At 41.2% G+C, this 25,684-nt stretch carries 15 protein-coding genes and 1 pseudogene; 2 read left to right on the top strand and 14 right to left on the bottom strand.

Annotated features, from left to right (window positions below):
- Nucleotides 1-147: 147 nt before the first annotated feature.
- The 4 genes from SCB77_RS14420 to SCB77_RS14405 all read right to left on the bottom strand — a co-directional run bounded on the left by SCB77_RS14420 (nt 148) and on the right by SCB77_RS14405 (nt 6,083).
- On the bottom strand, nt 148-1,293 hold the full coding sequence (locus tag SCB77_RS14420) for a FecR family protein (RefSeq protein WP_320182713.1): 1,146 nt from the start codon (nt 1,291-1,293) through the stop codon (nt 148-150).
- Between the two features lie 55 nt (nt 1,294-1,348).
- Entirely contained in the window at nt 1,349-1,888 is a 540-nt protein-coding gene (locus tag SCB77_RS14415; protein ID WP_320182712.1) for an RNA polymerase sigma factor, read from the bottom strand.
- Nucleotides 1,889-2,115: 227 nt separating this feature from the next.
- On the bottom strand, nt 2,116-3,198 hold the full coding sequence (locus tag SCB77_RS14410; protein WP_320182711.1) for a phytase: 1,083 nt from the start codon (nt 3,196-3,198) through the stop codon (nt 2,116-2,118).
- Nucleotides 3,199-3,275: 77 nt separating this feature from the next.
- Nucleotides 3,276-6,083, bottom strand: a complete 2,808-nt coding sequence (locus SCB77_RS14405) for a TonB-dependent receptor (protein WP_320182710.1) — start codon at nt 6,081-6,083, stop codon at nt 3,276-3,278.
- Between the two features lie 284 nt (nt 6,084-6,367).
- Here SCB77_RS14405 and SCB77_RS14400 point away from each other — a divergent pair, with 284 nt between their 5' ends.
- The gene (locus SCB77_RS14400; protein WP_320182709.1) at nt 6,368-7,027 is read left to right on the top strand and encodes a hypothetical protein; all 660 of its coding nucleotides are present in this window, start codon (nt 6,368-6,370) and stop codon (nt 7,025-7,027) included.
- A gap of 203 nt (nt 7,028-7,230) precedes the next feature.
- Here the strand turns inward: SCB77_RS14400 and SCB77_RS14395 are convergent, their stop codons facing one another.
- The 7 genes and pseudogenes from SCB77_RS14395 to SCB77_RS14370 all read right to left on the bottom strand — a co-directional run.
- Entirely contained in the window at nt 7,231-8,568 is a 1,338-nt protein-coding gene (locus SCB77_RS14395) for a serine protease (RefSeq protein WP_320182708.1), read from the bottom strand.
- Between the two features lie 251 nt (nt 8,569-8,819).
- The gene (locus SCB77_RS23160; RefSeq protein WP_380935716.1) at nt 8,820-8,939 is read right to left on the bottom strand and encodes a RagB/SusD family nutrient uptake outer membrane protein; all 120 of its coding nucleotides are present in this window, start codon (nt 8,937-8,939) and stop codon (nt 8,820-8,822) included.
- Nucleotides 8,940-9,589: 650 nt separating this feature from the next.
- Nucleotides 9,590-11,194 (bottom strand): RagB/SusD family nutrient uptake outer membrane protein, encoded by a 1,605-nt coding sequence (locus tag SCB77_RS14390; protein ID WP_320182707.1) that lies wholly within the window; start codon nt 11,192-11,194, stop codon nt 9,590-9,592.
- Nucleotides 11,195-11,219: 25 nt separating this feature from the next.
- On the bottom strand, nt 11,220-14,330 hold the full coding sequence (locus SCB77_RS14385) for a SusC/RagA family TonB-linked outer membrane protein (protein WP_320182706.1): 3,111 nt from the start codon (nt 14,328-14,330) through the stop codon (nt 11,220-11,222).
- An 848-nt stretch (nt 14,331-15,178) separates the two neighbouring features.
- Complete coding sequence (locus tag SCB77_RS14380; protein ID WP_320182705.1) at nt 15,179-15,523, bottom strand: hypothetical protein; 345 nt, start codon at nt 15,521-15,523, stop codon at nt 15,179-15,181.
- A gap of 180 nt (nt 15,524-15,703) precedes the next feature.
- On the bottom strand, nt 15,704-16,588 hold the full coding sequence (locus tag SCB77_RS14375; protein ID WP_320182704.1) for a DUF1735 domain-containing protein: 885 nt from the start codon (nt 16,586-16,588) through the stop codon (nt 15,704-15,706).
- 76 nt (nt 16,589-16,664) lie between these two features.
- A pseudogene (locus SCB77_RS14370) lies at nt 16,665-17,033 on the bottom strand (SusD/RagB family nutrient-binding outer membrane lipoprotein); the annotation flags it as partial.
- Between the two features lie 66 nt (nt 17,034-17,099).
- Between SCB77_RS14370 and SCB77_RS14365 the strand changes: the two are divergent.
- Nucleotides 17,100-17,567 carry a hypothetical protein gene (locus SCB77_RS14365; protein WP_320182703.1) on the top strand — a complete coding sequence of 156 codons (468 nt, stop codon included), beginning with the start codon at nt 17,100-17,102 and terminating at the stop codon, nt 17,565-17,567.
- 282 nt (nt 17,568-17,849) lie between these two features.
- Here SCB77_RS14365 and SCB77_RS14360 read toward each other — a convergent pair whose 3' ends face one another.
- The 3 genes from SCB77_RS14360 to SCB77_RS14350 form a co-directional block, all read right to left on the bottom strand.
- Entirely contained in the window at nt 17,850-19,328 is a 1,479-nt protein-coding gene (locus SCB77_RS14360; protein WP_320182702.1) for a RagB/SusD family nutrient uptake outer membrane protein, read from the bottom strand.
- Nucleotides 19,329-19,347: 19 nt separating this feature from the next.
- Nucleotides 19,348-22,299 carry a SusC/RagA family TonB-linked outer membrane protein gene (locus SCB77_RS14355; protein WP_320182701.1) on the bottom strand — a complete coding sequence of 984 codons (2,952 nt, stop codon included), beginning with the start codon at nt 22,297-22,299 and terminating at the stop codon, nt 19,348-19,350.
- 1,809 nt (nt 22,300-24,108) lie between these two features.
- A complete protein-coding gene (locus SCB77_RS14350; RefSeq protein ID WP_320182700.1) occupies nt 24,109-25,683 on the bottom strand; it encodes a SusD/RagB family nutrient-binding outer membrane lipoprotein in 1,575 nt (524 codons plus the stop codon).
- Nucleotide 25,684 lies beyond the last annotated feature (1 nt).

Below are 25,684 nucleotides of genomic sequence, written 5' to 3'. Positions count from 1 at the left end.
CCTTTTGTCAAATGAGAAGTTATTCATACATTTGAATAGTTGAGTTAATGGTTAAGGGTTAGTATTCTTTAATTTAACTTAGTGATTTACAGGGGTGCTGCAACACTCCTGTTTTTTTTTGATGCTTTGGTACAATTATGTCATGTTTTATTTTTTTGTGATTAATAATTTATTTTTGTTCAGTTTGAAATCTAGATCGCTAACAAAGGCCATCATACGCAAGACTTCGGACAGACGTACGTTTCTACGAATCTCTCCAGAATAAGTGGCATCCAACGCTACATCAGTAGAAATAGATACCTCCAAATCGTACCAAAGCTTCAATTGATGCGCAATGTTGAGGATATTATCTTCCTTGAAATAAAATTCATTGTTTTTCCAAGCTAGATCTTTCTGTAAATTTGTTGGCTTGACTTTAAGTTCACCATTCGACCATTGCACACTTTGACCTGGAAAAACTAACACCGTTTTATCGTTGCTAGAAACTTCCACCCGCCCTTCTTCCAAACTTGTTTTGCTAGCTTTTCCATAAGTCGACACGTTAAAATGTGTACCCAATACCTTTACCTCCGCATCTTCCGTTTTCACGTAAAAAGGCTTTTCAGCATTTTTGGCAACCTCAAAATAGGCCTCGCCACGCAGAAATACGCGTCGTTCGGATCCAGAAAATGTTGTTGGAAAACGTAACTCGCTTTTCGAATTCACCCACACGGCAGTTCCATCAGCTAGTGTCAACTTAAAAAAATTAGCTGCCGGAACGAGTAAGGTGTGGTAGACCATTTGATTACTTTCGATAGGTTCGTCCCCATCGATTGCACTCTTCGTAAATTTATGGTCTGAAACAATATCTAAAGTGTCTTCCACTTGAAGTTCACGTCCATTGGCCAAAATAATCTTAGCGCCTAGGTTAGCTGGCAGCACATCATGCTTTTCTTTGCCGTCCACCTTTTCAACAATATGTCGGGTTTGTTCCTCCTGCGATTGTACAAAAAACCAATAGCTTGCAAAAGCGAGAAAAACCGCCATAGATGCCGCAGCTGCAAAAATTTTAAATCGGTATTTTCTAGGCTGACGCTTTCGCTGCACGCTATTCCACGCTTCTTCTTCTTTTAATTGATCTAACCAAAACGAATCAAAATCAGCTCCATCTTGCATCAATTTATTAAAAAGCGCTTGGTTTTTAACACTTTTACTCAACCAAAACTCCAAAAAGAGTGCTTCTTCCTCAGAAACAGAAATCATTTTGAATTTCTTGACCAGAATATCCGCTATATCAAAAGGGGTAGTATCCATAATTTAAGCTAAGAAACTTAAAGTTGGATTCGGGGTGACAAGAAATTTGTTTTTTTTAAAAATTACTTAGGAATAATGCAAAAACTATCGAGAAATAGTCTGAACTCAACTTAGAACGCAACACGCGAAGTCCCCTTTTCTTTTGAGTCTTAATCGTATTGATACTTATTTTAAGCTGTTCGGCAATTTCCTCATTCGAAAAACCCTCAACGTAACTCATCGTCATAATTTTCTGGCAGCCATCCGGTAACGTAGATAAGGTAGCATGAATAGCGGTCATAAATTCTGCTCGAATTACTTGATGCTCATAATCTATATCATCACTTTCCTGATACCCTGTTCGTTGCCAAAATTTCTCTACGGTTTTGCTCTTACGGCTCAAGTTGTAGACTGCGTATTTAATTGCAGCATATAAAAATGCCTTTATCGCTTTCTCATCACTAGCTATACGACCGCGTTCTTGGAAATAACTGACAAATGCATCCTGCGCTAAGTCTTCGGCTAAATTTTCGTCTTGCACCATTTGCCAAGCAAAATAGCAGAGCGATCGATAGTACTTGCTAAATAATAATTTATCAGGATCTACAGCATTCATTTTCCACAGCTAATAATAATAATAAATGTCAGTTAGTAAAAGTATCATATTGAGATTATTGACGCTTTACGAATCCAAGGTATTATTTTTTTTCAATATAACAGTTGAAAAAATTAAAATTTTCACTTCCATTTGATTTTTTACAAAAAAACGCAACGACTCCTCGTCGCTGCGTTCTCTTCTGACACTTGTATATGTAGCTGTTCGTTAGCTCATCGCTTTCGGCGCTATTTACCTTCGCCTTTATCAATTCGTTCTTGAATCAAGTTCCAGTCGTAATAGTGGAACACCTTACCATTGCTCATGGCAACTAGCATTCCTTTTGGAAATTTGCCCCCTAGGTTCAAGCTAGTTGCTTCGGCGCCATCACATTCGATTGCCGACACCGGAATATCGGCCAGCTTCGTATAGCTGTTGGCATTTCCGATGTTTCCTTCGCGAGGATACACCACAAAAGAGTTATTCTGCTGGTTGGAGAGTAGAATGTAACCAGTGGAATCTGTGGTTTTGTAGATGGCAATTCCTTCATGATCAGACTTCACGTCCTGCTGCGCGAAGAAAGCCAGCTCGGTATCATCTTTCTTTTCGGGATCTGCATAATACTTGCGTACCCCAACCGTTTCATCGGAGTAATACACGTAACCCAGCTCATTGTCTACTGCGATCGCTTCAATTTCCTTCTTACCACTGTAGGTACCAAATTTACGCACAACTTCACCTTTGGCGATACCGTCCGCACCAGCGGTAATCTTATATTGCCATAGGTAGCTGCCCGAAGGACCGGTTTTCCGACCCACGATAGCGTAGATACTGGAGCCTAAGGAATCTTTCTTCGTGTAGATAGAAATACCCATACCATCCCGTTCGCCTTCTCCCGTCTCGCCTTCGAAAATAGAAATCCCTCCATTATCAATAGGTGTGAGGTCTGGCAAGCTATACACACGGATCTTGTGGGCTTTGCGTTCTGTAGCGATGGCGATATCCACCTTTTTACCATTGATATCCAAGCTATAGGCAATATCCACGTTGTTCGGACGCTCGAGTCCGGTGACTTTTTTCACAATCTTTCCTGCCAAATTGTAAAGGTAAAGCCCACCGCCAACTTCCTTGTCCGTTCCGAGGATCAAACTTTGACTCGGATCCGTAGGGTGTATCCATATGGCCGGGTCATCAGTATCAAATTCAGTTTGCTCGGTAACGACGGTTGGCACAACCGCATCTTTGGCAACGGGTGCCAAGCCCGACGAGCAGGATGCCATTAGCCCTAAGGCAAGCAGAGCTGCGGATATCAATTTGTTATTTTTGTTCATGTTATGCGTGCTATGATGTTCATTCATACGATCGCCCTATTGCTAGGCGAATTTCATTCTTATATTGTTGGTGTTACCTACAAGTCGAATTTCACCCCTAGGTTAAAACGTGCTTGGTAGTATTCCATTTGCATAGTGCGTGAAGAAATACCTTGGTAGTAACGCAAGGGCTGATTGGTCAAATTGTTGGCTTCGAGAAACACGCGGAATTTCGGTGTAATCTTATAGGCCGCATTTGCATCCAAGAACAACTGCTTGTCATAGTATCTATCTTCAAAGGCATCTCCTCCTAACTCGTCAATATACGAAGAGGTATAATTTAAGGAAACACGAGAGGTAAACTTATTGTTTTCCCAAGATAGCGATCCGTTAAACATGTGAGGTGCTGTTCCTGGCAATTTCACATCGGTACGTTCATCACCATCCGAGTTCGTAATTCCGCGTGCCGTAGAATTTGTATTCGTGTAGTTCACATATACCCCAAAACCCTTAAGGAAACGTCCAGGAAGAAAGTCCAACTGACGTTGAAAGGCTACCTCAAAGCCATAAACATCTACATTATCGCCATTTCTTTGCTGTACAAACTGAAAGTTCTCGCCAGCAGGAATAGGATTTTGTTGATTTGGAAAGTCGCTCGCAAAATTAGCCGTAGTATATTGGTTGTTACGGTATGTATAAATAAAGTCTTTCAAGTTCTTGTAGAAAACACCTCCCGAAAGAATACCCACCGAACGGAAATAATGCTCAGCCATCAAATCTGCGTTGTAGGAATACGTCGCATTGAGGTCTGGGTTACCTGCTTGAATTTCTGTATCTCCAGGCAAAGCGCTTACATAGGGTGCTAGTGCATAATAATTTGGACGAGCTATTGCCGTGGTGAAAGCCGCCCGTAATACGGTCGACTCTGTAGCTTTGTACTTAAACGAGATATTTGGAAGCACATTCGTATAGTTATTCTTGTTGTTTACCTCGCCCAACAACTCTTCCTCATCAAGTACAAAGTTTCCGGTGTAGTTGATTCGTGTATGTTCCACACGTGCACCTAAAATCATGGAAAGCTTATCCGTGAAATCTTGATCCCAACGCAGGTAACTCGCAAAAATTTGCTCTTTCGCCCGATAATTCAACGCTAAAAATTCAGCAGCTTGCGCCTCTTCTGTGTACTGGCTTCCATTCGTGAGGTCTAAATTTCCTAAGTAGTTTCTATCCACAAAATAACCCGGCGCATATTGCTCACCTGCTTGATAGCCCTGACCGCTATAGTAAACATTGGGCACATCACTTAAGGAACCAACTTCGTTAATGGGTTCGTACTCGTAGAAAATGTTATCGCGCATCTTATCTTTTAGGCGCAAACGTACACCGGTACGCAATCTTCCTTTTTGTCCATCGATAACCGACAGGGGAAAACGAACATTAATCTTCGAACCAAATTCTTCTTCCTTGGTAAAATCATGATTCTCACTAATGGTACGCAGGCTGAAGTTGCTAGGATCCTCGTTGACCGTGATAAATGGCTTTCTAGTATTTAAAAGATTCTGACCGATAGCCACATCTTCCTGCTCGAAATCTATGTAACGCTCGTTAGGTCTGTCTTCGCTAGCCGTAGCATAGTTCGCCGACCAGTCTAAATCAAGCTTGGAACCAAACAAGTGCTCCCCGCCTACAGCGTAGTTCTGTACAGTCTGTCGTTCCAAGCGTGCATTTTTATTGGTAGAATTGTCGATACCACCTTTGGTTTCACGACGTATGTTACCGGTGTACCCTGTAATGCCATTCGTAGCGTTGTAAACCGGTTCCAAATCGCGGTAGCGCACACGATATCTATTTTCCAAGTCATCACGCCAGTTGTACATCGCATTGGCATAGAACATGTGCTTTTCGTTTATTTTATAATCAAAGGCCAAGGCTGTGCTGCGGCGAATACGTTGTACGTCGTATTTTCTGATGTCCATCTCTTGAAGGAAAACATTACCGTTGTCGTCTTGATCCCAAACGCCTTCTACGTTATCAGATCCAAAGCGGTTATTATTGAACGATCCGCTGAAAACAAGACCAATTTTATTGTTTGCAAAGCGGTTTCCATACACCAAACCTGCTGTATAATTTGCTTTGTCGCGTATTGGGCCATAACCACCAGCAAGCGTCGCGGAAATCCGTTGGCCGTTCGGCGATGCGCGGGTGATCAAATTTACCGAACCACCAATCGCATCAGCATCCATATCAGGTGTTAATGTCTTGTTCACCTCAATGGTAGATATCATATCAGCAGGGATAAGATCCATCTGTACATTACGGTTGTCCCCCTCAGCGGAAGGGATACGGTCGCCGTTCAAGGTTACCGAGTTCAGGTTAGGTGCCAAACCACGGATAATGATGTTACGCGCCTCACCTTGGTCATTTTGCATAGTGATACCCGGCACACGCTTCAAGGCATCCCCGATGTTAGCATCCGGGAAACGTCCTACCTGATCCGAGGATATGATATTGGAAATATTTTGGTTATTCTTTTGTTGATTCAATGCACGTGCTTGCCCCTTCAACATATCGCCCATCACGACAACCTCCGAAAGTGTGTTGGCGGCAGTAACCAAAGTCAGGTCGATGTTGTTTTTTTGTCCGCGTTTGACCGTGATTTTTCTTTCTAGGGGTTGATATCCCAAATAGACAACCGACACGGTGTAGGTTCCTTCAGGGAGATCAAGGAATTCGAAGCTTCCGTTTTGACCGGAAACCGTGTAGCGGTTTCCCTCCGTAATACGAATGGTAGCCCCAGGAAGAGAAAAGCGATCGGCTTCATCCGTTACCTTACCCGTCAACACGGTGCTTTGCCCATAGCTTAGCAGGGCGATAAAAGACAGTAGTAGTGTAGTAAAAAACTTCATGATTAGTAGTTTGAAATTGCGACAAACCTATGAAGTTAACATCAACCCAACGTAACTACTATGTTAACAAAACATTAATTAAAGATAGCTTAACGTTAAGAGGATATAGGGGGGTAGCAAAAGGTTATGCATATCGCCGAAATAGACATGTAACAAGCAAAAAAACCTTAAAATGTGTTAAAAATCCAAGCCTTAAGCATTGACAACAAACAACATAACTCTAAATACACTATATTACATCTAGCTATTGATGCTACGCATTTTAAACCTTTACACGCAACTTTATGAAAAGAAAACTACTCAGCATTTCCATCATCCTGTTAAGTGGAGCCTCGCTATTCGGTCAAGGGCTTAACAGGAAAAAACTTCCACTGGAAGTTTCCATCGCCGCCGGTGTGGAGCATGCCAACTTCAGCAACCTCAACGCCCGACTTCAGGCACATGATCTAAACAAACAGGGAGCCTTCTTGATGAGTGGAGGCATTGGCCTCGCCTATCGCACCAAGCCGTTAATCATCGGTATGCAGCACACTATTTCCAGCGATTTTTCAGACAATGATTTTCGACAAAACGATATACGTTTTTATCTATCAACAAATGCCCTGACCTTCGGATCTATCGTTACTGCTCCCGAAATAGGGATAGGCTACCAAGATACGCGCGTTCATGTTGTTCAACCGGATATGTCGGGAACCTTTGACGACTTCCTCCAAACAAGAGCTAACCGCATACGGGTGGATCAGCAGGGCGCCGTGGCTGATGTGGGGATAACCTTCAAGCGGCACATCCAAGAGCGCAACATCTACCTGCCTTTCTTTCGCATAGGCTATAAACATGGTTTAAACGCAGGCAACTGGCAGGTTGCTGACGCACAGGCAACAGGAGCGCCTGCCGATCGTGTGCACGGTTTCTACGCGCAGCTGATAGCGGGATTTGGGAGGTGATCTATATCACAAACATTTTAACTTTACGACTGTCTTTTTTAGAATGTTTAAATTGACTAAGTGCAGGAAATTGAAAAAAGGAAGACTGAACATCAATAATTCAATCTTCCTTTTACTAATATTTTTTTTTAAAATTATTACCGGACAGGTGAGGATAATAGTTTGCTTCATAACGATATTCTTTACCTATCAGCTTCTATAATTTACATGGTGACACCTCCCCCACCACAATTTTGATCAGATGAAATTACAATAGTTTTCTGTACTACCCTCTCCCGACCACAGCCATCGCTGAAAATCGCTTGCACAGCGGTAGTCCCCGCCAAAGCCGACCCCACGCTTACCCTGATATTATTCCCCGACTGAGATAATATTGTACCATTCAACACAGACCACGTAGCTGCTGGACCACTGAAGTTTAAATCTACTGTGGAACCCGGACAAAGCATAACATTATCAGGCGCGCCATAAATTTCACCGACAAAAATATCGCCGGAAATAACTTTCTTTGTCGCAGTACCTATCGAAACCCCATTGTTCGTAATATGTGCTGTAAGTACTACTTCCCCAAAAGAATTGTAGGTCAGTAATGCTGTACTTCCGGTTGTTGTTAACTGGGCGTATGCGGTTGGACTAGCACTCCATGTCACCACCGCTCCACTCGGCAGTCCACTCACTGTATATGTTCCAGAGTTACAAAATTGATTAACGCCAAGTATGTCATATCTACCAATCCCGGTCACATCTAAAATCCAGTCCGCATAGTTAGAGATACGAGCATACCCTTTCTGTCCTACGTTACAATCGCCCCATCCATTGACTACACCGACTAACACCTTTCCCATATTTGGGAAATTTACGGTTAATGGTCCACCGCTATCCCCGATACATGGCGCTTGTTGAGACCCCGAAGTGGAGGAGGTCCAGACAATCCTTGGATTTGCCAAGTCAGCAATTCGTACATTGGTACCGAACAAATTATTAGTTTGTAGACCTGTAGGACGACCAAAAGAATCAAATCCATCAAATCTAATCAAGCCCCAGCCCGAAACATATGCGAGATTGTTCACTGCCAGTGGATCGCTGGGAATAGAGTAAGCGATCGGCTGAACACCCAGATTAAATGTTAACGGCTGCGACAATCGGATTAATGCAATATCAAATTCCTGAGCATTTTGCCAACTAGGGTGTAGTATGACAGCGTCGGCGTTTCTCAACTGCCGAGTCGACTCTGGAGTTCCCGTCACTTTGGAATCTCCCGCAATAATACTAACTCCACCGGGAGAGTTTACAAAAGACTGGACAACGTGCGCAGCCGTTACAATCCATCTATCTCCAATAATAACACCGCCGCCCGACCCATTTACATTCACTTGGTAGGGCACGGTTTGAATACTCGTTGGTTGGCCGCCGATAATGGCTTTACTGTTATCCGTCTTTAGGGTTTCTTCTGGCCGTTCTGTTGGTAATTCCTTCTGACATGCGGTCATGGCACACAAAAAAATAGCCATGATACAAATTCTAAATCTAATTTTTTTCATAAAAAATGGTTTTAATAAAGAAAAGAAACTAATATGCAGATTACATCTATGATTATATGTTGACCACTTTTACTCTCTTGATTTGTTTCAATACAAATTGCTCGCCCACATAAAAATGCTTACCGCTAGTAAATAGAAAATGTTTACGTTGGTGTCGTTCGTCCACAGACAGGACTCCGTACTTACAAAAGCAAAGCGCCTTCAAATGTATTTTTGTGAGGCTACTTTGCAGTATTTTTTTGTGCTCTAAATTATTGATAACCGTCGTTTTGCTCGGCCCTTAATGTTGGGTTTGCATCGATCTCTGTCTGCGGTATTGGCCACAGAAACAAATAATTCGCATATGGAACGGCATCGTGAGATGGCGTCAAAATTGTACTTCCATCATATACTTCGCTAGTCAGCTGATCAGCCCCCTAGCGATCTCAACACAAGATAAGTACTGATTAATTTTTGTTTCATGTGATATTATTGTTTAGTTAAGTACTCTTCGATTATGCTCCAACGGCAATAGACACCGTTAAAACTTTGATTTCGACAACCAAAAACAAGACAATAAGCTATCCCGATTCAAAGGATCATTAAAAAAGACAGGCCGTTTCGTAACGAGGGCAGTCAAGCGTCGATATTTGGCAGAAGATGACAAGATATCACGAGCTATTTTGACACTTTAACGTGTAGCTTTAAATCAGAAATATACAGATCAGTTGTTGAAATTTTAGTTTCATTGTTTAGTTATTTTAGTGTTTAGTTAGTAGCACAAACAAACCTTTAGCAGGGAAGTTCCAACGGTATTAGCGACAGTAGATTAAACTCTTCAGCACCAAACCGTCTATTTTTATTCCAAAATAAACAAAATAATTCAAAAAAAAGAACAAGAAATCTATTTTATTTAAATAAAAAAAGAAATAGCAAAAAAAGTTGGTATAGAAGACACTATACCAACCTAAGAACATTAAAAATGCAGCTTAACTACTTTAATAAAAACACCCTTGCCTGAACGGGTGACCATTATCGAGCTTTAGTATTCTGGGTTTTGTTCCCCGGCCAATGTCGGATTAGCCTGTAATTCACTTTGAGGAATCGGCCATATAAAACGGAAATCACTGTAGGGAACCGCCACAATATTTCTAGCGATAGTGGGGGGATTCAGGTTGTTGTAGCTTGCCTGTCCGTTCAAACTGGCAAATTCTATTTTAGCTGGTATTCCACCCGTACCATAAACAGGATCCACCCCTAGTCGGTGGATATCTGGCCATCTACGTCCTTCCGCAGTAAATTCAATCCGCCTTTCATTAAGAACAGCCTGAATTAAATCAGCCGGAGGCGTAGTTCCAAAAGATGCCGAAACGGGAACAGATCTATCCCGCACTGCATTTAATAAAGCAAGGGACTGCACCGAGTTTCCTGTACGGGCATGGGCTTCACTTGAGTTCAACAAAACTTCTGCATAACGAATAATAGGTGCCCAATCTGCAAAAACGCCATAACTTCTATATTTAGAAGTATATACTAAAGCATAGGCTGCTGTCCCACCGGTTTGCCGGAAATGCAGAAGCTCTCTACGAAGGTCGCCATCCACCCAAAAGGATGCATTCCAAAGTATAGGGCTCGTCGCAATTAGATCACGTCCTCCTGCTGCACCGGTTGGATTTGCACCAGATCCTGCAAACATATTTGCCAAAGCCCCGTTTACTCCACCATTAGATACCGCGCTATTTGCTACAGAAAAAATAGACTCTCTATTGCCACTATTGTTTAGAAAAGGTTCATCCGGTGATACCTCCAACTGATAGCCCCCCAAAGAACTCGTAAACGGAGAGGCTCCCGTTGCCCCTAATTTATTTGCTTCTACAATTACGCCTGCATAATCCAGTTGATGCAATTTAACTCTTGTTTTCAAGGCGATCGCCGCGCCACTTGTAGCTCTAGAGACATGGGTTGCACCAGCTCGTTGAGTTGGTAAGTTCTGTTCAGCAAAATCTAGGTCTGCGAGGATATTTGTATATGCTTGAGCGACGGTGCCCCTTCCCAAACTAGTATTTTCATTGACTGCAGTGCCACTTGTAACAGCTACGGTTCTATATGGCACCCCAGGATGAGATCCATTTCCGTCTGCGTATGGCCTACAAAAATACACCAATAATTCATGGTGCGAGAGCGCGCGTAAGAAACGTCCTTCCGCTTCATATGCCGCACCAACATCAGCACTGATAATGCCTTGAGAAACCGCTGTAGCCACTCCCTCAATCATCACATTTGCCTGATTAATTAAAGCATACAACTGCTCCCAATGATTCTTGTTGTTTGCCGTAACCGTCGTATAATTGGATTCGTATGTAAATGCGTAAAACGCCTGTAGATTTACCATATCTTCCCCACGCATTTCTCCTTGTTGTGTCGAAGCCGCACCAAAAGGGTAGCCTCTCCCCGCGCCTCCTTCATACTCACCTACAGCAGCAGCTTGATAAACACCATTCACGGATAATTCTATATTTTCAGGCGTACTGAAAGCTAATGTCTCCGAGAGATTGTTCAAAGGCTCTAATTCTGTAAAATCTTTACATCCACTCATTGCAAACAAAAGTGTTGCAGCAACAAATGTGTATGCTCTTTTAGTTATCATTAAATTCATTTTCATTTCGATAATATTAAAAACCAACATTTAGACCTATCGTATATGTCCTCGGAATCGGATTCACACTAAAATCAAGACTTGCTTGCGAATTTGTTGTATTGCTATTAGACAATTCTGGATCAAGACCGCTATAACTCGTGAAGACAAAAGCATTTTGCACCTGCGCGTAAACCCTTATTTTATTAGCGGAAATAGCCCTCAAAACATTCGGAGGAAATGAATAACCTATTGCGAAATTCTGCAACCTCAAGAAATCACCTCTTTCCAAAAATCTACTGTTCAAATTGCCCGTTTGAAGAACCAAAGGATCTGAATTCCAATATAACCTTGGCACGTCTGTCTGCTGCCCCGGTGTTGTCCAGCGATCTAACAGCTCCCTACCAGCACCAGCAAATTGTTGATGGTTGAGCGATTCCTGCCGAGTCCTGTTGTACACCATATTTCCTCCAGAGAACGTTAAGAATACATTCAAATCAAATGACTTGTAAGTAAATGTATTATCAAATCCACCATACCATGTGGGATTTGATTCGCCAAGAATTCGCTTATCCGCAAGTACTAGACCTGCAGTAGTTTGAGTAACATCTTCCGGATTGCTAGGATTGTATAAGGCCCACGTTTGCGTCCCCACTTGCTGTTGAATCAATGTACCATCCGCTTTCTCAAAGATTGGATTACCATTGGCAGAATTAACACCATGATTCACAAACCCGAAAAATGAACCGATGGATTCACCTTCCTGTACCGTATGATAAACAAAATTAATGGGCTGACCGTCAACGAGTCTCTGTACACGGTTTTTCACGAACGAGATATTGAAACTCGAATTCCATGAAAAATTATCATTTTCAATATTCTTGGAGTTCAAAGTGAATTCAAAACCTCTGTTGTACATTTCCCCAACATTTCTGTTAATTTGGTTTTGGGGAACGCCCAATGAAGGAGGTAAAGGCACTGCAAGAATCAGATTATTTATGTCGTTCCTAAAATAATCTGCAGTGAAAGTAATCCTATCAGCGAGAATTCCGACATCGATACCGGCATCAAACTTTCGACTGGTTTCAAATCTTAAATCTGGATTTGCAATTTGTGAATAGCGAATGGCATTAACAGTACCATATTGAGTCGCTGAAAAGATCCCTGCAAAAGGGTAGTTACCTATTTCGGTATTGCCCACTGTAGCCCAGCTGCTTCTGATTTTCAAATTATTTACAAATGACTTGTTGAAAAAATCTTCTTCTGATATCCTCCATCCGAAAGACACACCAGGTAAAGTCGCAGACTGATTTCCCCAAGGTAAAGCCGATAGCTTATCATGTCGAAGGGTTCCACTAAGTAGATAGCGATCTTTATAGGAATAATTTGCTCTTACAAAATAAGACTCAATTGCATTTTCCGTTGCACCACCTCCAATAAACTGATTATTTAATGACCCGGAAATTATATTCTCGTTTTCTCCAAAATAGGTTGATGAGATACCTGTTCCATGCGCAAGAAAATTGCGCATGGAAGTCATCTGTAACTCCTGTCCAGCTACAACATTGATACTATGATCACCAATTTTCTTGACATAGGTTAGTAAATTATGCCAATTGTACCTAAACACAGGTACCGAGTATTGCATAACTCGACCTCCTACTCCGCGCCCATCTCCATGTCCCGGATGCCAAAAGAGATAATCTTCTCCAAGCAGGTAGTTGATACCTATTTGGGAACGAAAGTTCAGTCCATCCGTGATAAGAACATCCGCAAAAGCGTTCCCTGTTAGGTTAAGCTGGGAATTCTTGTAAATATTGTTATCGCGAACGTAGGCCTGATTTGTATAATTGCCTCGAATAGGCCTTAGATTCGCTCCTTGCCCCAATGACGCTAAATCACCACTTAAGTTATAAGTTCCGTCGGGCCAAATAGCCGGCACATTTGGGAAAGCGTATATAGCACCTTCGATGTTGCCGGAGAGCGCGTTACCAGACACATTTAGAGATCTGTTTGTTGTATGAGCGACCGCCGTATTTACACCTATCGTTAACCTGTCTTCAAAAGCTTTTTGCTCCAATCGCGTCCTTAATGTGTATCGCCTTAGTGAGTTAGGATTTATTATACCATCCATCTCCGCGTACCCCAGAGAAACGAAGTAATTTGTTCTTTCACTTCCGCCACTTAAAGAAAGAGCATGGTTGTGCTGAAACGCAGATCGGAGAATTTCACTTTGCCAGTCTGTGTCATAAAACTGACCTTCGGACCCCGGTATAGGTGTTGGAAAAGCCGCCTCAGGGAGATTGGCATTCCTCAGTTTTTCATTTGTCACCTCAATGAATTCTTGCGCATTTAGCAAGTCGAATCTTTTCGAAGGAGAAGCGGACGCAAACCAATTGTCATAAGTCAACTTGGGCGTGCCCTGTAGTCCACGTTTGGTTGTGATCAAAACAACACCATTAGCGGCTCTAGATCCATATATAGCAGTAGAAGCCCCATCCTTTAAAATTTCAACGCTAGCAATGTCATTGGGATTAATATCTGACAACGGATTTGTTGTTGTATTTACACCCATATTTCCCGTGATGTATGGAACACCATCAACCACATAAAGGGGATCTGAACTGTTAGAAATAGAGTTGGTGCCACGGATGCGAATTCTCGCAGCTTGACCGAGCATACCACTAGGTGTAGATGCTTGCACACCTGCTGCTTGTCCCTGTAAGAATTTATCTAATGAGGGAATAGCAACGTCTTGAAACTTTTCGCCATTTACCTTCGAAACCGAACCTGTAAGATCTGTTGCACGAATCGTACCGTAACCGACAACAACAACCTCATCCAAGGCTGCCCGATCGCCTAACAATTCTACATTTACAACAGATCGATTTGCGACAGCAATGCGTTGCGTGATGTAGCCCACATATGAATACACCAAAGAAACGTTACCGGTCACCGAGATCGAATAATTACCAGCAGCATCGGTTTGCGTGGCCGTGGTTGATCCCACTAGCGTAACAGAAACCCCGCTGATGGGCGTCCCATCCTGAGCAGAAGTCACCCTTCCACTCACTTGTCTGTTTTGTGCAAAGACCCCACCTATCAAGCAGATAAGCACAACAAGCATACTAAGTAGTTTTTCTTTCATTTCTTGTTATTGTTTAGTTAAATAATATCCACCTACAAGGAAATCCCTGTAGCCAAATGGTAGTTTTAGACACGAGCATCTTAGAATCACAGTTCAGGTTAAGCTCAACTCGAAGGCAGCTCAACATCTTGCAGAAACGCATTTACAACAGCGAAACATCTGTAGAAGCCGAAAAAGCTAAGATTTCATCAAACCAGAACCTAAAAAAGCATTACTCTTTAGGGATAAGAAAAGAATTGGATAAATAAATTTTGTTTCATCGTCATATTGTTTAGTTATAAAATTTCACAAAATAGACACACCAGACTACCAAAAGTTAACAATAGAGCACACTTAACCTTTGGGATATGCATATTTCTAGCAATATAAATTCTAAAAAATAGAAAACAAAGTTTATGATAAAGAAAAAACTAACCAATAAAAATTAAAGCAAAAAACATAAGGAGATAATTCAAATTACATTAACACATAAAACATAAGCCGTAGGCGTAATTCGCATCAATATAAATAATGGAAAGGTTATAAGAAAAAGAAATATTTTCCACACCATACAAAATCACGTAACCGAATTATGACAAAGGTTATTTAGACATTTGTAACATCTGCCTTAAACTTATCTATAAATCAGTTAATTCAGCAATGATTACCCCCTATAATGCAATAGCTGTCAGATTTTATGTAAATAATAGAACTACCGGATGAAGCTGGCAAGCCAAATCTACAGGAAAACGGCGGGGAAATGAAAAGAGATTACTAAATATCAAAAGACAAAGGGCTTACGAAATGATGATTCGAAAGCCCTTTTATTATTAGTTTTACTATCTCTGTTGGTTAAAATCGAATCAGCATTATTCAATTCCAACTATTGGAATAAGATCGCCTCCTACTTCCGGCGCATCTACCGCGAATATCGAAACGCCAAACGGAGCATTATGATTGATCATGAATTTACCTGTTATCGTTATTATGCCGTTGGCATCGCCCCCAACCAAAGTAAAGTAAGATCTAATTGGATTTAACTGTCCTTTATCTAGGTCATCCCAATACTTACCACTATCGAAACTTGTTACAAAGCCACCGGGAGAGGTACCCAGAAGCACAACGAATCTATGTCCATTTTGCGAAAAGCTCAATAGATTAGAGTTCCCTGTGACTCCTGCGCTAGATCCAATGGGCTGCCAAGGGGTATACATCTGGTAATCAAACTTGTTAATGGGATGGATAAATTCGTCACCAAAAGCGAGCCCTCCCGCATAGCCTTTCCTATACTATCCATCAAACAAAAGAGGTCCCCAAATCAGTGGGGACCTCTCTACAGAAACATGAAATATGCCACCTGTAAATTAGTAATTTATTGCGTCTTCGCGATAAAACTATCTTGAGCCTTTATATTTCAAGACAAGATTTGTCACTTCGCGTTTAGCACCTGTAGGATTCCAATCGAAATTCAGTGTAAACGTCTGCGTTTCGGGATCATACACATTGTCAAGACCAGCTGTATTGGCTAGTGTAGCATTTCCTAAAGCAAACATAGTTACCTGATTAGTTTCAGGATTGATAGTCGCTCTCAAGTTGTTTATACCACCAATTCCTGAAGTACCACCAGCCCATGTCAGACCTGAAATTTCTACCGTGTTATCGCTAACCGTTGAAAGTGTTACATCTGGATTACCGGCCAAGCTTCCGTTCAGCGCATCGCCAACAGTCGGTGTACCTGGGGCAGAATAACGTTGCACATTACCATCCTCAACCGAGTAAATCCCATCCCATTGATTTTTCAACCCTAACTGAACAATTACCGTATCATTTAAAGACGAACTTGCAACGATGTTACCTAAATCTGTTATCACAAAAGCTAACGCATATTTTTGCGATATGTTGGTCCATTTCGAACCATCCAAATTTACTGCCGGTGTGGAATACAATGTTCCTCCCCCGAATTGCAAAGAGAACTCCGATCCCGAAAAAGATACACCATTTTCCTGCGCCACCGTATAAAAATCTGCTGGCAACGGCATTAAATCAGTTCCGTGTTCATCATTGTAGTCTTCAATCAAATTTGGAGCGAGAACCACTTTAACTGTATTAGAGCTATTCAACTCCGTAGCATTGTGTGCATCTTTAAACAAGGTAAAAAGACTTACCTTTTGCACATCATCGAATGGAGACAACCAATGCACCACGAACTCACCATCTGGTGTTTTCAAAAAAGTCGTCCCACGATCGCCAACTTCTTCTCCATCGAATGAATCCTTCACACAGGACACCATTGTACTAACGAGTACTAGGGCGAACAAATTATTGTATTAATCTATTTTTCATGTTAGTATAATCTTATTGGTCCCACCATATTTTAGACGACATTTGATCTCCTCCAGTTAGACGTGCTACATCCTCGTTCACACTAGGATTTGTCGAATATTCTGTCGTTGTATGCCTAAATCTTCTTGGAATAGTTGATCCGGCTGCAGCTTCTGGTGCAAGAGTAAGGGCAGGCACGCCTGTTTCTCTATAAATGTTCCATCCCATTCTTCCATCTGGATAATGCGCAAGGTATCGTTGACGCGCTATCTTTGTTGTATTTGCAGCTTCACCAACCACTAGAACAACATTCGACTGTGCTAAATAGCCTGCCGATAGTGTATAACCCCATTGCTCAAAAGACAAGCGTATTCCTTGCTGATATACAGTTATCGGACCTTCTGTTGTCCAACCTCAACACCCGACTTCAGGCACATAATCTAAACAAACAGGAAGCCTTCTTGATGAGTGGAGGCATTGGCCTCGCCTATCGCACAAGCCGTTAATCATCGGTATGCAGCAAACTATTTCAAGCGATTTTTCAGACAACGATTTTCGACAAAACTATATACGTTTTATCTATCAAAAAATGCCCTGACCTTCGGATCTATCGTTACTGCTCCCGAAATAGGGATAGACTACCAAGATACGCGTGTTCATGTTGTTCAACAGGATATGTCGGGAACCTTTGACGACTTCCTCCAAACAAGAGCTAAACGCATACGGATGGATCAGCAGGGCGCCGTGGCTGATGCGGGGATAGCCTTCAAGCGGCACATCCAAGAGCGTAACCTCTACCTACCTTTCTTTCGCATAGGCTATAAACATGGTCTAAACGCGGGCAACTGGCAGGTTGCTGACGCGCAGACAACAGGAGCGCCTGCCGATCGTGTGCGCGGTTTTTACGCGCAGTTGACCGCAGGGTTTGGGAGGTAGCTGCATCCTACGCCATAAATTTAGTTTATGTACGTCAGATCGGGAGTCAGCCTCCCACTTGAATCAGATTCTACGTTACAATGTCCTCTTGCTTTCGGCTAACATTTACAATGGCAATGCTATACTCGAGACCTAAATCCTAGAGTTATTACCCATACTTGGCACACGAAAAAGGGGCAAAAAACAAATGTTTTTTGCCCCTTTCTTTACTTTGGTTATTTAATCATTCTCATTCAAAGTGCTTTCCCTGTCAACCAACAGTTGTCAGCAAATCGAAAAAGATTACCAGCCCGTGTTCTGAACAATATTTGGATTTACCGTTCTATCCCTCTCAGGAATACCCCAAGTAAATTTAGGATCGTTCGCAGTAACTGATTTTGTGTTAAACTCCGGTCCAGTTTGTATAAACTCCGTAGTCTGCGGATCCCGTCTTGTAAATCCTTCTTTCCAACGTCTTAAGTCATCTAATCTAAAGCCTTCAAATGCTAGTTCCTTAGTTCTTTCCAACTTAATTGCATCAAAAAGTGCTGTTCCCGAAAGATTTACAGATGAAAGTCCGCGAGAAACTCTTAAAGCATTCAGATGTTTGATCGCGTCAGCCTCATTTCCAGCGTTAAAACTTGCTTCTGCAGCAATCAAATAAGACTCTCCAATACGAAATACTTTAGGCTTATGCGCGTAATTGGTTACGTTGGACGTGAAAAGGCTCGGATTTCCGGGGTATTTGTTCACCATCCAATAACCAGATCTTAAAGAGCCTAATATGTACAGGTCGTCTTTTAGGAAATATGCATTTTTCCGATAGTCGTTGTCCGCATAGCTGTCTACTACCCACTTTGAGGGAATAAAATCCGGCACAAAGAAATCCTGCGCCGCGTTATAGCCTAAATAAATAGAATTAGTATTAGGCAGTTCATTTGGTGCACTTACAGCAAGATTCAAAATATCTTCACCCGTAAGGTCTCTATGCCACATATTCTTCACATTATCTGCAGTAGAATAAAGTGGGTATTTGCCTGAGTTAATTAAAGTCTCTGCCGCAGTTTTTGCTCCTGCCCAATCTTGCATATACAACTTCACCCTTGCTTCTAGCGCTAAGACAGCGTCAATGGTAAATCTGATTGAACCAGCAGTTCCTGTAACGCCTTGAAGCTTGCTTTTGGCTTCTCCTATGTCAGCTAAAACCTGATCGTAGACCTCCTTTACGGTAGCGCGTGCCGGATTTCCGTCGAGATCCTGAATTAACACTAACGGAACTCCCAAATCTGAAGTGGCAGTATTTGGATCATACATTTTCCCGAACCTTACGACCAAATTGTGGTAATAAAAAGCACGCGCAAAATGTGCTTCCCCTTTGTACAAATTCAGTTCAGCTTCCTCCTCTGCATTGGCCGGGGTAATGGTTTCAAACCCGGCTAACATGGTATTTATGTTCGTCAAGGCGTTGTATTGCCATTGCCACACATCACGAATTGTATAGTCGTCAGCCAAAAAGCTCCAACGATGTGGCCCACCGTTTCGGTTACCGTAATCGGACGTAGCATTAAGCTGGTCTGCCTGTACATCTTGGGAATAGGTTAACAGACCGTATACATTACCACGCATCTGCACATACAAACGATTACTCCAGTTTCCTGCATCACTCACACTTCCAAATGACTGCCCAGACTCTATTGCATCGAAGGGAAATCTTTCTACATCACAGGATGCGACAGACAGCACTGAGATTGCGATTAAAGATTTTATATATTTAAATTTCATCTTACTCTATTTTTAATGATTAAAACTGAATTTCTAGACCAAACATAGATTGTTTAGTGTTGGGATTCACCCCTAAAGTCAAGTTGCTGTCAACCTCTGGATCCGGACCTAAATATTTGGTTGCAGTAAATAAGTTACGACCTGTGTAAAAAATACGTGCTCCTGTAAAAAACTTAGATCTATCAAGGATACGTTTCGGTAGTTGGTAAGATATCGTCAACGTTTTCAACCTCAAAAACGAAGCATCTTCAATCAAACCTGAGTCAAACTGATTAATTTGTCCGTACTTCGGAAATCTAGCCACGTCTCCTGGTTCTTTCCAGTAATCTAACACATCACGCGATTGATTAAATCCTGCAAAGTTATACGGATTTTCATAGAAATAGCGGTCATTGTTGATCAGGTATTTTCCTTGGGAAAAAGCAAAAAATGCATCTACGGAAAATCCTTTGTAACCAGAGGCAAAACCAAATCCTCCGTTAAATGGTGGATACCGTCTAATTCCCGTATTCTGCTGGAGGTTTGAAGCATTAAATACGGAAGTGACGTTTTCTGGATCTTTATTTGTCTGTGCTATATCTTCTCCTGGCACGAACCATTGTTGCAATCCCGTCTCTGGATTGACACCTGCAACAATAGGATAAAAATACATTACAGGTTGCCCAACTGACCAAGAAACACCGGTATTAGGTACTATCCAATAATCCTTGTTTTGAAACAGATCTGTCACTTTCTCCTTATTATAGTTTAAATTAATATAAGGGGTAAAGAAATAATCGTTACCTGACAAAACATCCACGCTCAAAGATAAGTCAAAACCTTGATTCTGTAACGAACCGACATTTTTAGTAATGTCACTAAATCCCGTAGTGTACGGATGTGGTACAGACACCAACATATTATCAGTAGTTCTATGATAATATTCTAGATCAAAGTTCACTTTACTAAACAATGTTGTAGCGAATCCAATAGTCAATTTACGCTGTGATTCCCAACTTAAGCTAGGATTACCAGGAGCACCGACGCCCCAAGCTGTCTCACCATTATAGATCGATGTACCTACAGTAGACAAGCTATTGTAATTACCAATTTCCGAATTACCTGATGTACCAATACTTGCTCTTACTTTAAAATCGTTGACCCACTCGACATCATTGAGAAACTCTTCTGATTTAGCATTCCACATACCACCAAGTGACCAAAACGTTGCAGTTTGATTATTTACACCAAATCTTGAAGAGGCGTCTTGTCGTATTGTTGCGTCAAAGAAATATTTATTATCGAAATTATAACTACCTCTGCCAAAATATGAGTTAAATGCGTATTCCACCTTTGACTGTCCTACATTACGATTGTTAGGCCCAGCTGGTAACAAAATCAATCGGTCATCAGTCATTCCTGTAGAGGACGCACTGAATATCTCACGGGTATAGTCAACATATTCGTGACCGGCCAAAAATGCAAGATTATGCTTTTCAGATACCGAGAATCTGTACTCTACTGTATTTTGAATTGTACGCATTAACTGTTCATCGGACTCTTCTCCTCCTTCGCCATTTCCTAAATTAGATCCATAGGAAGGGAGTCTTCTGTAGCTATATCTATCTCCTGTATAATCCATACCTCCTTGAATCTTTAACGACAAGCCGTTAATTGGCTTTACCTCGACATAGCCTGTAGGATTAAATTGCTTTCTTTTTCGGTCAGCAGGATTCTTATCCGCTAGATAACGCGGAGACCAACGTGCCCAGCCCGGAATCTGCTTGTCGTAATACTCATTCCCGTTCTCATCAAACGGTGTATAAAATGGCGGCGCCAATAAAGCGATACCTCCATTTGTACTATTTGCCCCCCAACCATTTAGTTCGCGTACATCATAGCCTCCTGATAAATTTAAACCCACACGCATCCAGTCATTAAGGCGTGAATCGATATTACTTCTTAATGTTACCCGGTCAAAATTAGATCTATACATCAACCCCTCTTGATCAAAATAACTTGATGAAAGGAAATATGTTGTTTTATCAGAACCTCCCGAAATACTCAGATCATGTTGCTGCATCGGAGCGTCTTCTTTGGTGTAATATTTATACCACTTTGTGTCATTTGGATAATCTTCGCGAAGCTTATCTACCTGAGCCTGCGTACGATAGCCTGTTTCCAGCCAAAAATTCAATAGCTCATCTGCATTCATAAAATTTTCCTGTGCTTTCGTTGTAGCCAGATTCGACCACCCCATTTGCGAGCGTAACGAAATAGTTGCCTTTTCGCCTCTCTTACCCTTTTTTGAAGTAAAGTAAATAACACCATTTGCGGCCCGAGCACCGTAAATTGATGTTGCTGACGCATCCTTCAGCACGGTTATACTTTCATAATCGCTGGGATTCATGGAAACTATCGAATTAGGCGATACCGGAACCCCATCTAACACATACAATGGTGTTGAGCTAGCACCTAAGGACCCGACGCCATGCAAGCGAACGGATTGGGTAGCAGAAGGCTCTCCACTAGAGGTGAACACCTGCAAGCCAGGAACTTTACCCTGAAGCGCTTCAAGTGCATTCGCTGTAGGACGGCCTTCTATATCCTTAGAAGAAACACGGGCTACTGATCCAACCGTTGTTGATAAATTTGTACCTGAGCCATACCCCACGACAACAACTTCATCGAGTGCGGCCTCATTAGACACTAACGAAATATTTAAAACAGTTGAGTTTGCCGAAACCAATTTTTCTATATGTCCGATGTTTCGCACAATTAATGTAGCTCCCTCCGGTGCGTAAATAATAAACTCTCCATTGACATCAGTTTGTGTACCGGTCGATGTACCTTTTAATAATACCGTTGCGCCAGAAATAGGACTCCCGTCCGTTGCAGAAGTAATTTTCCCACTCACTTGCCGATTTTGTGCGAACGAAACCCCTACGAAGCAGGTCAGCACAAAAAGAATACTGAGTAATTTTTGTTTCATTTGATTATTGTTGTTTAGTTAGATAATTCCCTTTCGGGATTTGTTAGTTGCAATGTTTAGCGCTGGAATAGCTAGTTTCAATAGAGATTGAAATAGATATCAAAAAAAGAGCATAGTCATCCAAACCCAGTAAAAAGCAGGTATAAGAAATAGAAAAACAATGAAAAGCAAGAATGATTAAAAAGTGAACACTTGTATACATCGTCGCCTAGCCCGAGAATTGAACCTTAAATGATCTAGCTTCTTTTGTTAGTGCAGCAGGGCACAGATTTTAGTTAGTAAATTTTGTTTCATCGTTGTTTGTTGTTTAGTTAATAAAGACTCCTTGTCTAAGGGAGCTTTTCAAATTTCTAGTTAGTAGTCTGTGAATTTTAACACTCGTTAACATTTACGTTTGCTAATATAAATGCAAAAACAACAAAATCAAAATAAAATTTACTAAATTAAATACAAAGATATTTGAATAATAAAGTTTTATACCATTAATAGCACTTTAAGGGCATAAAAAGCCTTTTTTTACGAAATGAAAAAAAGGGAAATAACTGGAACTGTAAAATAAAATTAACGCCGAAATGCGGCTTACATTTGTAATAATAAAAAACAATTAACTCATCGCGAAGAATATTCAAGATAAGTGTTAACCAGAAAGGGAAAAACTGAAAAAAACATATCTGGAAACAGCAGCTAATTCATTAACAGCAGAAGCATCAGAGAAAACCTGAACCCTGAGACTGATCAGAAGTATAAACTTACATAAATGCAATAGATCAAGCTAGAATTTATCGGTTCCAAACAAAATAGCCAGCGAAAAACCAAAAAAGGAATAATATTAAGTTTGCATTAGACAAAATGCTCTTCTTTTACAATTTAAAATGAACTAAAAAAGTTGTGATCAAAACTAGTGCATTCGATCACGATTTCTCGATCAGCAACAAGGAATCAGTTGCTAGCCGTAAGCAGTTCTTTACCCACAATACGATCCCCCCTCTGATATGTCTCTTTTTTTGCTACTTAAACCGAACGTACGCCAAATTTAAGTATCGGCGCCATCACCCGCTGCAATCAATCCTTTCAGACGTGCGACTAACAATTTCTCAAGTATTTATGTGCAGCACTTCCACATCTTCGCTTCCTAGAAGACAACTTACTTAATGTTTATTTTTTCACCCTTAAGAATCAATGTAGAAATCGGCATAGGCCTGTGATGCAGAAAAAATTAGGAACACCAGCTGTTGCGAATGTCGAAAAAACCTCATATAAATTCCACATTGCATAATTGCACAAACTAAAATTCGTTACAAAATCAGTACCTTCAACGCAAACCAAGTTAACATAGTTTGTGAAGCGAATGAGGGATAGCGCGTTGATATTGGTAAATAAAGCTAAGGCTTCAATTGGATGATTAATGGCAATGATACTTACGCATCACATTTACAAAACCGCTGGGCGCTCTACATCTTAAAATCCAACTTAAGATTTAACCGCAGATACACATCTGAAATAAACTAACGAAACTTAGGTGCCAATACCTTCTTCTCTTTTCGTATAGACGTTATTACCAACGAAAAAACATATGTAATTTTTGAAGAGTCAAACAAAAATCTGCAAAAATACATAAAGTTAAACCTGGGTTGAAAACTTTAAAGATAGTATAGCTCAGAATGAAACTTTGCAAACGGAACAGTGAAAAAGCTAGTAAAAAAAAGACCCCAAAAGATTTCAAAAACTTCTGGGATCTATTCTATTGAAGAACGTGAATATCCACGTCCAAAAAACTCTCGGAAATATTGTAGTGAATATTAGGAAAACTTATCTAGTTCCGCCTGCCCACCAAACGTTTTCTGAATAAACATACCGCCCGTCGCCGTATGCTGCTTGAACATTCGGGTTCGTAGTAGTTTCAGAGTTACCATAAGGTAATCGTAATGGGAATCTTTTCGTATTCTCTAAAACAATATGGGATTCACCTAAGGCTTTCCAGCGACGGATATCATTATAAATTTCTGGAGATTCGCCTGAAGCGCCTGAAAATGCCAAATATTTTTGTATTTCAATTTCCTTTAAAGGATTTGCTGTAAACAAAGGCTTCACCGAAGTATCAAAATACTGACCAGCTTCTTCGCCCGTAATATCAGCCGTTGTTTCGGTAACTCCACCATATGCGGCCACAGTTGGAGCAACAAATGCAGCTTCAACAGAAGCTTCTGAATTTGCAATAGCAGCAACCACTGCTGCTTTAAGAACCGGCTCTATCTGCGAAACAGATTGGCCTAGACGTTGCATTGCTTCTGCTTTTAAAAACATTAATTCGTGGTAGCTCAACAATTGAGTAGAAGCAGTTTGCGAAAATACAAATGTGGATGTCAAATAGAAATATTGAATTTGATCATTTTCACCATTGGGCGCGAGAAGATTATAATTCGCATTGCCAGTAGCTATATTACCAACTTGAGACCAATCTGGATTTGTAAAGTTCCTACGTAAGCGAGGATCATTTCTTTCAATCAATTTATTACCTAAGCTACGACTAGCGGCCAAACCATCTCTTGACCATTGAAAATCAAAAAGAGGGTTAAGATTTTGCGCATCGTATACATTAAAAGAAGCCGCTTCGGTAGCGCTTGCAAATGACTGATCTACAAAGTCGATTACATTTTCTAATGCAGCCGAACGATTAGATGTGACATTTAACAACCGCATCGCGTAACGCGCCTTAAGTCCATACGCAAATTTAATCCATCGACTTACATTACCGCCGAACAATAGATCATGGCTAGCCGCATTACCCGAGCCATGTGTATCTCCCTTTGGAAGATTTTCGATTGCAGCATCTAAATAAGCAACTACTTGGGTATACAACTCCTCTTGCTTATCTAGCTTCGGTGTCTTATTTTCAAAGGGATTAAAAGCCTCGCTGAAAGGAACGTCACCGAACATATCAGTAAGTAATGCCAAATTGTAGGCTGCGAGCACTTGTCCCATACCCAAAGTTGCATTATTCCCACTTTGAGGACCGCCTTCAGAGCATTTCTCTATGATAATTTTAGCATCCCGCAAGGTCGTGTAGAGGTTTCCCCACGTATTATTAAAAGTAGACGCCAACGAGGGCTGATTCACTCGATGTTCGGCGTCCCACAATTGATTATGTGTACCAACCTCATGCTCAACATAAGAAGAAATATAGGTGTTAAAATCTCCACCCACATTGCTAAATGCAGTCCTTGTTATAACGTCTGCAAGTATAAATTTAGCCTGGACATCGTCGGGATTGTTAACATTTTTATTAATCTCGTCCATTCTGTCCTCAGAGCAAGATTGGATAACGACAGGAAGCGTTAACAACCCAATGGCTAAAAATTTTATCGTATTTAATTTAAATTTCATT

This window comes from Sphingobacterium bambusae (assembly GCF_033955345.1).
Taxonomy (GTDB): domain Bacteria; phylum Bacteroidota; class Bacteroidia; order Sphingobacteriales; family Sphingobacteriaceae; genus Sphingobacterium; species Sphingobacterium bambusae.
Note: the sequence above shows the minus strand (reverse complement) of the source record. Positions and strands in the feature narration are given on the sequence as shown.

Excerpts from the sequence above, each read along its gene's own strand:
- SCB77_RS14415 (WP_320182712.1), bottom strand. The coding sequence starts at position 1,888 with ATGAATGCTGTAGATCCTGATAAATTATTATTTAGCAAGTACTATCGA.
- SCB77_RS14390 (WP_320182707.1), bottom strand. The coding sequence starts at position 11,194 with ATGATAACTAAAAGAGCATACACATTTGTTGCTGCAACACTTTTGTTT.
- SCB77_RS14405 (WP_320182710.1), bottom strand. The coding sequence starts at position 6,083 with ATGAAGTTTTTTACTACACTACTACTGTCTTTTATCGCCCTGCTAAGC.
- SCB77_RS14350 (WP_320182700.1), bottom strand. The coding sequence starts at position 25,683 with ATGAAATTTAAATTAAATACGATAAAATTTTTAGCCATTGGGTTGTTA.
- SCB77_RS14400 (WP_320182709.1), top strand. The coding sequence starts at position 6,368 with ATGAAAAGAAAACTACTCAGCATTTCCATCATCCTGTTAAGTGGAGCC.
- SCB77_RS14385 (WP_320182706.1), bottom strand. The coding sequence starts at position 14,330 with ATGAAAGAAAAACTACTTAGTATGCTTGTTGTGCTTATCTGCTTGATA.
- SCB77_RS14395 (WP_320182708.1), bottom strand. The coding sequence starts at position 8,568 with ATGAAAAAAATTAGATTTAGAATTTGTATCATGGCTATTTTTTTGTGT.
- SCB77_RS14380 (WP_320182705.1), bottom strand. The coding sequence starts at position 15,523 with ATGTATACCCCTTGGCAGCCCATTGGATCTAGCGCAGGAGTCACAGGG.
- SCB77_RS14355 (WP_320182701.1), bottom strand. The coding sequence starts at position 22,299 with ATGAAACAAAAATTACTCAGTATTCTTTTTGTGCTGACCTGCTTCGTA.
- SCB77_RS14420 (WP_320182713.1), bottom strand. The coding sequence starts at position 1,293 with ATGGATACTACCCCTTTTGATATAGCGGATATTCTGGTCAAGAAATTC.
- SCB77_RS14360 (WP_320182702.1), bottom strand. The coding sequence starts at position 19,328 with ATGAAATTTAAATATATAAAATCTTTAATCGCAATCTCAGTGCTGTCT.
- SCB77_RS14410 (WP_320182711.1), bottom strand. The coding sequence starts at position 3,198 with ATGAACAAAAATAACAAATTGATATCCGCAGCTCTGCTTGCCTTAGGG.